General features: G+C 56.2%; 9 protein-coding genes. 6 read left to right on the top strand and 3 right to left on the bottom strand.

Annotated features, from left to right (window positions below; all coding sequences use genetic code 11):
- Window positions 1-689 precede the first annotated feature (689 nt).
- A complete protein-coding gene (locus VW41_11485; protein ID AJZ89611.1) occupies window positions 690-1,055 on the top strand; it encodes a cytoplasmic protein in 366 nt (121 codons plus the stop codon).
- A gap of 44 nt (window positions 1,056-1,099) precedes the next feature.
- On the opposite strand, the gene VW41_11480 is transcribed toward VW41_11485, so the two are convergent.
- Complete coding sequence (locus tag VW41_11480; protein AJZ89610.1) at window positions 1,100-1,555, bottom strand: GCN5 family acetyltransferase; 456 nt, start codon at window positions 1,553-1,555, stop codon at window positions 1,100-1,102.
- 47 nt (window positions 1,556-1,602) lie between these two features.
- Window positions 1,603-3,750 (bottom strand): TonB-dependent receptor, encoded by a 2,148-nt coding sequence (locus tag VW41_11475; protein AJZ89609.1) that lies wholly within the window; start codon window positions 3,748-3,750, stop codon window positions 1,603-1,605.
- 227 nt (window positions 3,751-3,977) lie between these two features.
- On the opposite strand from VW41_11475, the gene VW41_11470 reads away from it, so the two are divergent.
- From VW41_11470 to VW41_11460, 3 genes are read left to right on the top strand one after another with little or no spacing between them, the layout of a single operon-like run.
- Window positions 3,978-4,538, top strand: a complete 561-nt coding sequence (locus VW41_11470; GenBank protein ID AJZ89608.1) for a fasciclin — start codon at window positions 3,978-3,980, stop codon at window positions 4,536-4,538.
- A gap of 43 nt (window positions 4,539-4,581) precedes the next feature.
- Window positions 4,582-5,136: an RNA polymerase sigma factor gene (locus tag VW41_11465; protein AJZ89607.1), complete on the top strand. Its 555-nt coding sequence runs from the start codon at window positions 4,582-4,584 to the stop codon at window positions 5,134-5,136.
- Window positions 5,133-5,792 carry a hypothetical protein gene (locus VW41_11460; GenBank protein ID AJZ89606.1) on the top strand — a complete coding sequence of 220 codons (660 nt, stop codon included), beginning with the start codon at window positions 5,133-5,135 and terminating at the stop codon, window positions 5,790-5,792. Before VW41_11465 ends, VW41_11460 begins: the two co-directional genes overlap by 4 nt.
- 546 nt (window positions 5,793-6,338) lie before the next feature.
- Here VW41_11460 and VW41_11455 read toward each other — a convergent pair.
- On the bottom strand, window positions 6,339-7,787 hold the full coding sequence (locus VW41_11455) for an L-asparagine permease (protein AJZ89605.1): 1,449 nt from the start codon (window positions 7,785-7,787) through the stop codon (window positions 6,339-6,341).
- Between the two features lie 210 nt (window positions 7,788-7,997).
- On the opposite strand from VW41_11455, the gene VW41_11450 reads away from it, so the two are divergent.
- Entirely contained in the window at window positions 7,998-9,125 is a 1,128-nt protein-coding gene (locus tag VW41_11450) for a cobalt transporter (protein AJZ89604.1), read from the top strand.
- The gene (locus tag VW41_11445) at window positions 9,122-12,178 is read left to right on the top strand and encodes an acriflavine resistance protein B (GenBank protein ID AJZ89603.1); all 3,057 of its coding nucleotides are present in this window, start codon (window positions 9,122-9,124) and stop codon (window positions 12,176-12,178) included. The genes VW41_11450 and VW41_11445 overlap by 4 nt, the downstream gene beginning before the upstream one ends.

The raw sequence follows: 12,178 nt of genomic DNA, 5'->3' as shown, positions 1-12,178 counted from the left end.
TTTTATGTCCTCCACCGATAAGTCCTCTTCTCCTTTTTTAGTCATTACCTGATATAACGAATATGCCATAGGTGCTGCTTCAATCAGCACAGCAGCAGGAAGAGGCAGTAGTTTGGCACCAATAGCCAGGCCCATTTTTGCATACTCATTATCAAAAATACTTTCCTCTTTACTCTCAGTTTCTTTTTTCTTGCTCAGAGGGGAAACTGTCATGCCTTTTCTTAGATGTTTATCAAGTACGACTTCTTGATCGTTAGTAATAAGGGTGGTGATAATTTCCGAAGTTGATTGTTCATCTAAAGTATCTTGATCAACAATGAAAATCAAATTACGCATAACTGCTCCATGTATATGTATTTTATTTTAGACTCTTCGGGGGGATATCGTTTTTCTGGTTAATGCATACGCTAATGAAAGTTAGTATTTTTAATGCATCTAGCATAAAAACAGACTTATCATGCATTAAGTTTGGATAATATACAAAGATTGGATGTCAAAAATTTGACGCGCAGAGTAGGTATTATTAAATTTATTCCTGATAAAAATATTAGGCAGATAATTCGTTGTTTAAGGTGCTTTGCAATTAATTATGCTGAAACGAAGTAAGACTAAACGCGCAACGCCCTGACTTGCTATTTGATCCCTGCGGCGTACCATACCCCTTCCTAAGTCAGCCCAGATCTTCCGCAGTGAATAATCCTGATAGCGTTTTTCAACGCCTGACGCGCTCCCCGTTTCGTCAGCGCTTCCAGCTTGGGGCCAAAGAGCGCCAGTACTGCCTCGACAAAGGCCCGGAAACCATCACCCGCCACGCCGAAGAGTTTATTGCCCTCCGCCTGGCACCTGCCGAACCAAAAAACGACGGCAAACAGACGCCCATGCGCGGGCACCCGGTATTTATCGCCCAGCACGCCACAGCGACCTGTTGCAGAGGCTGCCTGGCGAAATGGCACGCGATACCGGCGGGAAGAGCGCTGACCGATGAGGAACAGCGCTACGTGGTGGGTATTTTATACCGCTGGCTGACGGCGCAAATGACGGGCCAAAAGCCTTAAATCGCGCCCGGGCTGAGCGCGCGTACCGATGGGTGAGGGCGTTGTTATTTCGTCGCCACGGGGCGTGATTTTTCGAAGCGGATATCTTCGCCGTCTTGCTCCCCCACAGGCTGCCAGCCGTGGCGTCGATAAAACACCGCGGCGCGGCTGCTTGCCGCTGTTTCAAGCCAGATAGTGGGGTGTCGGGCAAACAAGAACGCCTCGGCTTTTTCCAGCAGCAATTTCCCGACGCCCTGGCCTTCAAACTGCGGCAGCACGAACATGGCAAACAGGCAGGCCTCTTCGGCAATGGCCATCGCAAAACCAGCGGGCTCAGCCTCAACGTCGGCGAGCCATATGCACGGAGATTCGGCAATAATCTCTGCAATAGCCTGCGGGGTGATGCCCATTTCGGCCATTTCTTCGCGCGAAAGATGGTTCTCTTTGACGCCGGTTCGGATGGTAAAAATTGTCTCGATGTCTGCCAGGGTGGCATCCCGAAGGGTCAGGTTGGGTAACATAAAATTCCTTTTTAATGCCCCTCCGACAGTCGCCGGAGGGGCAAAGCTTACTGGAAGCTGTAGCTTACGTTGACGCCCACGCCATAGTTACGTCCGGGCGCTGGCTCGAAATAGCGGCCATTGCCTTCATTGACAATCACCGAGCCGACATAATCGCGGTCGAACAGATTATCAACTCGTCCCCAGATGTCCAGCAGCCAGTTTTGCCGGACGTGGAGCTTGTAGCCGGTATTCAATCCGACCGTAGTGTAGGTCGGGGCTTTGGCGCTGTTCTGGTCATTCGCCTGGATATCACTCATGTAGCGAATATCTGAGCCGGCATACCAGCCCTCCTCAGGCACGTAGCCCAGCGACGCGTACCCCATATTACGGGCGATGCCGGGCATTCGGTTGCCGTTGCAGTCGTTTGTCCCGCATGCGTTGGTACGGTAGGTGGCATCCAGATAAGTCCAGGCCATCTTCAACCGCCAGTCGGCGGCAAACTGCTGATCGAGGGAAAGTTCCAGCCCACGACGGCGAGTTTCACCGGCATTTTTGTAGGTAGTACGCCCGCCGCTGCTTTGATCAACCACTATCTCGTTATCGGTGTCGGTCTGGAACAGGGCGGCGGTAAACAGCCCGTTGCCAATACGGTTTTTGCTACCAATCTCTACCGTGGTGTTGGTGGCCGGCTGCAGGGCAAAGTTAAGCCCGGATGCGCCGTTGTCGCGATAAGAAAGCTCGTTGATGGTGGGCGTCTCAAAGCCGCGCCCTGCGGAGGTGTAGATATTCCACCCGTCGGTGACGGCATATTTCAGCGAGGCGGCAGGCAGCCACTTGTGATAGCTGGCGTTGCCGCTGTCATCGCCGTTTGTTCCCACAATGTAATAGTCGTTGGAGTCAAAATAGACCGAGCTGAAGCGCACGCCCGCATCCAGGCTGAGTTTATCAGTCAGTTGCCATGTAGTTTGCAGGTACGGGTCGAGGTTCCACATCAGATTGCGTTCATTCCGACGCAGGTTGCCTTGCTCACCCAACACCGTCCCGCCATTGACCGTCACAAAGTTCTCATAGCCTTTGCGATTCTCGGTCATCGTCTCGTAGTCCAGCCCGGTGGTGAAGCTAACCGGCACGCCGCCGAGGTCGCCGTTGTGCGTCCAGCGGGTATCAATCCCCTGGTAATGCCTTGCCAGTTGGATCACGCCGCCGGGATGATTTGCATTTTTTTGCGCCGACACGGGAATGGACTGGTACTGCGTGGTTTCCCGCACGCCCGCGTACATCATCACGCTTAAATCATCGTGCTCGCTAAGCTGCCGGTCATAGCGGAGCCCGCCCTGGGTTTGTTTGGTTGTTTTTCGCGTATTGTACTGGTCGGCCCGGGGGGCCTGTCTCGGGTTGTCGCGCCACTCCTGTTCGGTCAGGCCGCCGGGATCGTTGGCATCAATATCCACGCTGTTGAACAGCAATGTCAGCTTGCTGACGTCGTTCAGACGGACGCCAAGCTTCGCGTTACCGAGATTTTTCTGCGCGCTGCTGTGGTCGCGGTAGCCGTGGGTGGTAAAGCGCGAGGCGGAAATGGCATAGTCCACATCTCCTGCCTGCGTACCGTCGCCGGTTGAGCCGGTGGCCTTCACGCTGTTGCGCCAACTGCCAAAGCTGCCGAAGTAGCTGCTGGCTTCGAGCGTCGTCGGCTGGCGGCCGGTTTCCGTTTTGACGTTAACCACACCGCCGGACGAGTTACCGTAGATCGCTGAAAACGGCCCGCGAAGTACTTCCACACTGTCCACGCTGTTTAAATCGATATTGGACGTTTGCCCCTGGCCATCGGGCATCGTGGCCGGGATACCGTCCACATACATGCGCACGCCGCGCACGCCGTACATCGAGCGTGAGCCAAAACCGCGCACCGAAAGCTGCAAATCCTGAGCATAATTTTGGCGGTTCTGAATTTGCAGCCCGGGTACGCCGCCGAGGTTTTCCGACAGGTTTATCCGTGGGGCTGCCTGGCGCAGATCATCGCCATAAACCACGCTGACCGCGGCCGGGGTATCGAGTTCAGATACGGTTGTTGGCTTAGCGGTGACCAGCAGCGTGGATTCATCTTTGGCCTGTGTTTCAGCGGCTTGCGTAAAGCCCGGGGTTAAGGCCGGGATCAGGAGAAGGGAAAGGGCGGTTTTATGTGTATGTAGCGTCTTTTTCTGGGGTGTCTTCATCAGGGGGTATTTTACGGCATGCGCATTTGTCAGGATCGTGAACTGTATATGTTAGTGCTTGTGTTTAAATTTTGAAAATTATTAACGCACGTAACGTTAACAATGGGTTATGAGTGATGAAAGAAACGGCGAAATATTTTTAATTTTTTCTGCATCCAACGGCACAGCCTCAACCGTATATCAAACTGTGAGCAACTCTCTTGCTCCCTACAATTGAGGAATTCAACATGAACAAGTATTTTGCCTCCGCCGTGTGCGCCTCTGCTTTTTTCAGTACGCTGAGCATTGCCTCAATGACCAATGATTCCGTGATGGTGGGCGGTGCAGCGATGTATCCGTCAAAAAATATTGTTGAGAACGCCGTTAACTCCAAAGATCACACCACGCTGGTCGCGGCGGTGAAAGCCGCCGGCTTAGTCGATACATTGCAGGGCAAAGGGCCATTTACCGTCTTTGCCCCAACCGATGCCGCGTTTGCCAAACTGCCGGCCGGCACGGTCAGCAATCTGGTTAAACCGGAAAACAAAGCCACGCTGACCAGCATCCTGACGTATCACGTAGTCGCAGGGAAATACGACATGAAGGCGCTGGAGAAAAAAATCCAGCAGGGCGGCGGCAGTGCAGAATTAAAAACCGTCAACGGCCAGCCGCTGTGGATCATGAACAACGGCCCGCACAATATTCAGATCAAAGACGGGAAAGGCAACATCGCCAATATCAGCACCTATGACGTGAACCAGAAAAATGGCGTGATAGACGTGATTGATACCGTACTGATGCCGAAGTGAGTGTCTATACTCGATCCAGGCCCGTCGCCTGGTCGAGAAAATTATGGATAAAACTCTGGTAGAACAGCAGGTAAAACTGATGCAGGCGGTTGCTGAAGGCGACCGCCGCGCATTTGAACAACTCTATCGCCTGACGTCCCCCCATTTGTTTGCCGTGGCGCTGCGTACCGTTCAGCGCCGGGCGTGGGCCGAAGAGATTTTGCATGATGCTTTCCTCACGGTGTGGAATAAAGCTTCAGGCTACGATCCGGCATTAAGCGCCCCCGTGACCTGGCTGACCCACATTGTCCGCAATCGCTGTATTGACTGGCTGCGCAGCGGGCAATCCCGCGCGGCAAGCCAGGAAGATGAACTCAGCGACAACGCCGCGGGTATAGAAAGTGAAGAGGACAACGGCTGGTGTGACGAACTGCAGGCAGGGCGCCTGCGTGGCTGCCTGGACGGACTCAGCAGCGAACAGCGGCAGAGCGTGGTGCTGGCCTACTATCAGGGGATGTCCCACGGTGATATCGCCGACTGGCTGCAGCAGCCGCTCGGCACGGTAAAAAGTTGGATCCGCCGGGCGCTGGATCACCTTAAGGATTGCGTCGGACTATGAACAGCAGCCAACCAAGAGATAACGCACTGGCCTCTGAATACGCGCTGGGTACGCTGCGCGGCAGTGCGCGCCTGCGTTTCGAAAAACGTTTACGGAATGAGCCAAATCTGGCCGCCCTGGTTGGCCGCTGGCAAACCCTGCTTGGCGGGCTGGACAGTCAGCTCCAGCCGCAACATCCCCCGGGATCCGTCTGGAAGAAAATTCAGCTTAGCCTGCCGCCGGAACGTCACACGCCCGTGCATTCTCGCTGGCGCTGGAGTTACCTTGGCTGGGCGCTCGCCGCCGGACTTGCCGCCGTGACACTGGTGCCATATTTCAGCCCTAAAGCGCCGGACCTGGCCCCGCTGATGGTACTTAACGGCAGTAGCCAGCAGGGGCAGTGGCTGGTTAGCGCCGACAGCGCCAGGAAAACACTGCGCCTGACGCCGCTGCAGCTCGCCTCCATTTCCGCCAGCAATAGTCTGCAGCTGTGGGCGATACCGGTAGGCGCGAAGCCTGTATCCCTGGGGCTCTTGGACAGTAAAGCGGTGACTCAGGTTAGCAACGGAAACGTGACGTTGTCACGAGGCGTGACGATCGCCATCAGCCTGGAGCCGCAGGGTGGTTCGCCTACCGGCCAGCCGACCGGGCCAGTGGTGTATAGCGGGGTACTGTGAGTTTACTGCGTATGTGATGCCGATGAAGTTCGGTTTACCGACAGCGGGGAACACCTCTTCCCCTCACCCCAGCCCTCTCCCCAAAGGGGCGAGGGAGAAAACAAAAGCTATGGGAAACTTTGTCTATTCCCTCTCCTTTCCAGGGAGAGGGTCAGGGTGAGGGTAAAAATAAGAAGCGAGGCTCGGTTCCGGCTTAAATCGCCTCCGTTTTCTCTCCGACTGGCCAGGGTCCGGACGTCGGGAACGGCCGGAGGCTGAGAGCGTCGGGAACACATCTCAGCCGACCCAGGACTGGGAGATAAAACGGAGGTCTGCCGCTTTAGCGGTCGATTTATTTGGCCGGGAGTCCGGGGTCTCGGGGGAAAGACGGTGATTCTCCCGAGACGTTCACCTGTTCAGTGGTGACATATAAAACAGGACTGGAGGTGAACGGAATGTTTGCCGTCCCTTCATAATCGTTGGAATTTGTGACTAAGGGATGCCAAAGAGTGAAGTCTGAGACTTGATTCCCTCTCCCCGGCGGGGAGAGGGTCAGGGTGAGGGGCACTACTCGTGGTGATCGTGAACCTGCTGGGCAACTTCATGCACTCGCTTGCGAGCGCCAAACCAGCCCAGGGTCAGCAGAATCGCCAGTACCGGAATAGAAGCAATCGTAAACGTCCCGTTCGGATAGTCCATCGCCATCAATACCAGCACGCCAAGCAAAAACAGCAGCGTCAGCCAGGAGGTAAACGGCGCACCTGGCAGCTTGAAACTTACCTCGTCCGCTTTCCCTTCTTTGATAGCCTTGCGCAGACGAATCTGGCACAGCACGATAAACGCCCAGGAGGTGATGATGCCCAGTGACGCCATATTCAGCACAATCTCAAACACCTGAGAAGGCACCAGATAGTTCAGGAACACGCCAAGCACATACACGCCGCTGGTAACCAGAATGCCGGCATACGGCACCTGATTCTTGCTCATTTTCGACATGAATTGAGGCGCGGAGCCGCCCATCGACATCGAACGCAGAATACGCCCGGTGCAGTACAGGCCGGAGTTCAGGCTGGAGAGCGCCGCGGTTAATACCACGATGTTCATTACGTCGCCGATGTAAGGCACGCCGAGCTTCGAGAAGAAGGTCACGAACGGGCTCTGGCCCGCCTGATAGGCGTTCCACGGCAGCAGCAGGACCAGCAGCACGACGGAGCCGACATAAAACAGGCCGATACGCCAGATCACGCTGTTAATGGCCTTTGGCACCATGGTTTTCGGGTCTTTACATTCCCCGGCGGCGGTGCCCACTAATTCGATAGAGGCGAAGGCAAAAACCACGCCCTGAATCAGCACCAGCGCGGGCAGTAGCCCGTGAGGGAAGAGGCCGCCGTTGTCGGTTATCAGGTGGAAGCCGGTGCTGTTACCGTCAATCGGTTTCCCGGTGCCGAGGAAAATGGTCCCGACTATCAGGAAGGCAACGATGGCCAACACTTTGATCAGCGCAAACCAGAACTCCATCTCGGCGAACCATTTCACGCCAATCATGTTCATCGCCGCGACCACGGCCAACGCGCCGAGGGCGAAGACCCACTGCGGCACATCACCAAATGCGCCCCAGTAGTGCATGTAGAGCGCGACGGCAGTGATGTCCACGATGCCGGTCATCGCCCAGTTGACGAAATACATCCAGCCGCAAACGTAGGCGGCTTTCTCACCGAGGAATTCACGGGTGTAGGAGACGAAGCTGCCGCTGGAAGGGCGATGGATAACCAGCTCGCCCAACGCGCGGAGGATGAAGAAAGAGAAAATACCGCAAACCAGATAAATTAACGCCAGCGCAGGCCCTGCCGCCTGCAGGCGTGCACCTGCGCCGAGAAACAGGCCGGTACCGATGGCGCCGCCGATGGCAATCATCTGTACGTGGCGATTACCCATCGCCTGGTGATATCCCGAGTCCTGAGAATTCAACCAGCGCCGTTTGGCGGCGCGGTGTTCCGCTTCAGTCTTTGTTTTCATTGAGATTCCTGTCTGCCTTTGAGTTAAAAAGCGCCGTCCTTTTCCGCCCGTTAATTCTGGCTGCGGAGGCCGTGAAAAAGAGGGCGAGGAATCCTGGCAGAAAATTGAATGAGAAGCAAAATTACAAACTTGTCATTTTAGTGGCGGCGTTCTGTTGGTGTGACGGGCGTAACATTCCTGATATACCCGGACTCAGAGAAGCGCTGCATCATGAACATAAAATGGTCAAAAAAAGGGCTGGCAATGGCCTGCGTGCTGGCGGGGGCGGCGGGACTTTGGCTGTATTCCCAGAACTCATCTCCGGCAACGCAAAAGAAAACGGCGGCGCCGAAAGTTAGCCTGGTAGCCGCGGTCAGCAAAACGCTGCCGCTGACGTTCTCCACTCAGGGCCACCTGGTGTCGCTCAATGAGGTGGACATTCGCGCGCAAATTACCAGCCCGGTCAGCCAGGTTGCGTTCCATGAAGGGGATTTTGTTAAGCAAGGGCAACTGCTGTTCGTGCTGGATGATGCCGAAGAGCAGGCCGCGCTGGGGCATGCTCAGGCTCAACTGGGGGTGATTAAGGCCGAGCTGGACAAAGCCAATCGCGACCTCAGCCGTGGGCAGCCGCTGCTTAAAACCCACTACATTTCTTCTTCAGACTGGGACGCCCTCGTCAGTGCGCAACAGCAGGCGGCAGCGCAGTACAAATCTGCCCAGGATGATATTCACACCGCGCAGGCCCAGTTGGCTTATACACGTATTTATGCCCCGGTAAGCGGCAAAACCGGCGCATTGAACGTGCATATCGGTAGTCTTGCGCAACCGAGCAGCACGTTACCCATGGTCAGCATTAATCAGTTTGACCCGATTGGCGCAGAATTTACGCTGCCGGAGCAGGATCTCAACGCGGTGGTCGCCGCGCAGCATCAGGGCCCGGTAGATGTGCAGGTGACAGACGCCGGCGGAAAACCGGTTACCGGCACGCTGAGCTTTATTGATAACACCGTTAGCCAGGATAGCGGCACGGTGAACTTTAAGGCCCATTTCGCGAATGGTGAAAACCAGCTCTGGCCTGGGGCTTACCTGAATATTACGGTCAGCGCTGGCAGCACGCCGAATGTCGTTGTTTTACCTCCGCAGGCCGTGCAGGACGGCCCTGATGGGCATTTCGTCTACGTGATTGACGCTCAAATGCACGCCGCAACGCAACCGGTCACTCTGTTGCGCATCCAGCAGCAAATGGCGGTGGTGAGCGGTATTCAGCCCGGGATGAAAGTCGTGCTGGAAGGTGCCAACGCCCTGCGTCCGGGGATGCTCGTGAAGGTGGTTAATGCGCCAGCGGGATCCGCATCATGACATTTGCCGAACAATGCCTGAAACGCCCGATTGCCGTGATGCTGCTGTGGCTGGCGGTGATGGTCGCCGGCGCGGTGTGCTGGTTTAAACTGCCCATTGCAGCACTGCCCAACTATGACACGCCGACCATTCAGGTCAGCGCTTCGCTTTCTGGTGCCAGCCCTGAAACCATGGCCTCGTCGGTGGCCACGCCGCTGGAGAAAAAACTCTCGACCATTCCCGGCGTAGTGAACATGACCTCCAACAGCCTCGAGGGTGCCACGACTATCGTCATCGAGTTCGATCCATCGCGGGATATCGATTCGGCGGCCGTGGACGTGCAGTCCGCGCTGTACCAGGCGTTAAAACAGCTGCCGTCGCAGATGACCACGCCGCCGTCATTCCGCAAAATTAACCCGGCGGATGCGCCGATCATTCAAATCGGCATCGACTCACCGTCGATGGCGCTTTCCGACCTTAACCGCTTTTCAGATGACCTGATCTCACCCGCGCTTTCCACCCTCAACGGCGTGGCGCAGGTGACGGTGCTGGGGCAAAAGCGTTACGCGGTGCGCGTGGAGGTGAACCCGGACAAGCTGGCGGCCACAAATCTGACGCTGGAAGACGTGCATACCGCGCTGGCAAACGCCAATAACAACTCGCCGATTGGTGAACTGGACGGTAAGCGCCAGATGGTGATGCTGCAAACCAGCGGCGATTTGCGCAACGCGGCGGACTTCGCCAACGTTATTGTCGCCACGCGTAACGGCCAGCCGGTCAGACTTTCGGATGTGGCCACCGTGCAGGACAGTATCGAAAATACGCTGAGCTACAGCGCCGTTAATGGCAACCGGGCCATTGTACTCAGCGTGCAGCGCCAGCCCGGCGCCAATATTGTTTCCACCATCGACGCGATTCGCCAACTGATGCCCAAACTGCAGGCGCAGATGCCGTCGTCGGTTAGCGTGAAGTTTCTTAACGACCGCTCGCTGTCGATCCGCGCGGCAATTCATGACGTTACGCTCACGCTGCTGTTGACTATCGCCCTGGTGGTGATGGTGATCCTGATGTTCCTGCGCCATATTCGGGCGACGATCATTCCGGCGCTAAGCCTGCCGATTTCTTTGCTCGGCGCGTTCGGCCTGATGTATGCCTTCGGGCTGAGTCTCGACAATATCTCCCTGATGGGGCTGACCATCGCCGTCGGCCTGGTGGTGGACGATGCGATTGTGGTGCTGGAGAACATCATGCGCTACATGGAAGAGGGGGAGACGCCGTATCGCGCCGCGCTAAAAGGAGTGAAAGAGGTGGCGTTCGCCGTTATCTCTATTTCCCTGTCACTGGTGGCGGTGTTTATTCCGATCTTCTTTATGCCGGGTACGATAGGCCTGCTGTTCCACGAGTTTGCCTATGTCGTGTCGCTGACGATTTTGGTTTCCGCCGCGGCGTCGCTCACCATTATTCCGCTGCTGGTGCCTAAGCTTATCCGCGAGCACACCCCGGAAGACAAACCCGAGCCGCGCTGGAGTCAGGTCTTTGAGCGTGGGTTTGAAGCCCTGCGCCGCCAGTACGGAAACGGGCTGGAATGGGCGGTTTCTCACCGGGTGATTATGATAGGCGTCGCACTCAGCACGATTGCGCTGACCATCGGCCTGTACTGGTTTTCACCCAAGGGGTTCTTCCCGCAGGAAGATATCGGGCAGGTAACCGCCAGCATTGATGCGCCTCAGGATATGTCCTACCTCGGGCGGCTGGGCGTGGCGCAGCAGTTGGGTAAAACGTTGATGAAAGATCCGAGCGTCAGCGATGTGTTAACCCGCGTCGATCACGACACCACGCAGTTGAGCCTGACGTTAAAAGATCAAAGCCAGCGCCCGCCGCTGGACGCGGTGCTCAAGCAACTGCGGTCGGAAACCGGCTATTTACCGGGCATTAAAGTTTACTTTAGCCCGGTGCAAAACCTGCGCGTGGGTGGCCGCAGTGCGAAAAGCAGCTACCAGTACACGCTCCAGGCGGTCAGCAGCGGCGATACCAGCCTTAACGACTGGACCAACAGGTTGATGGCGGAGCTGCAAAAAAGCGGGGTGTTTGTCGGCCTGAATACCGATGCTCAGCTTAACGGACTGCAGGCGCAATTAGTTATCGACAGAAACAAAGCCTCGCTGATGGGCGTTGATATCCAGCAGATTCGCGACACGCTGTATGACGCTTTTGGGACTTACCAGGTTTCCACGATTTATGCCCCTGAAGATAGCTATGAAGTGATCATGGAGGTTCAGGCGCCATTCCGGCAGGACGAAAGTGACCTGTCGAAAATCTATGTCCGGTCATCAAGTGGGGCGCTGCTGCCGATCACCACCTTCACCACGATTACCCGTACTCAGGGGGTGACGGCGGTCAACCATCAGGGGCAGCTGCCGGCGATTACGCTCTCGTTCGACCTGGCGCCGGGAAAATCGCTGTCCGACGCCACGGCGGCCATTGCCCAGGCCCAGCAGGCGATTCATCTGCCGTCCTCGGTGTTCGGTACCTACGCCGGGCAGGCGGCGCTGTTCCAGCAGTCCCAGAGCAGCCAGATCTGGCTGATTGTGCTGGCGCTGGCGGTGATTTACGTGATTCTTGGCGTGCTGTATGAAAGTTGGATCCACCCGCTGACCATTCTGCTTGGCCTGCCGTCGGCGGCGGTCGGGGCGCTGCTGGCGCTCAGGTTATTTAATCTCGACCTTACGTTTATCGCGATGATTGGTATCCTGCTGTTGATAGGGATTGTCAAAAAGAACGCTATCATGATGATAGATTTCGCCTTAGTGGCGCAGCGCGAGCACGGCATGACGCCGCATGATGCCATTATGCAGGCCTGCTTGCAGCGGTTCCGCCCGATAATGATGACCACGCTGTGTGCAATTATGGGGGCGATTCCTATTGCCCTTGGCCTCGGCGCCGGGGCCGAACTGCGCCAGCCGATGGGCGTGGCGATTGTCGGTGGGCTGCTGTTCTCGCAGTTAATTACCTTGTTTATTACGCCGGTGCTGTTCCTGCTGTTTGACGGCAACCCACAAGGGACGAAGGAGTGA

The sequence above is a fragment of the Klebsiella michiganensis genome, assembly GCA_000963575.1.
GTDB lineage: Bacteria > Pseudomonadota > Gammaproteobacteria > Enterobacterales > Enterobacteriaceae > Cedecea > Cedecea michiganensis_A.
The sequence above is the reverse complement of the archived record's forward strand: the minus strand, read 5'-3'. Positions and strand labels throughout refer to the sequence as shown.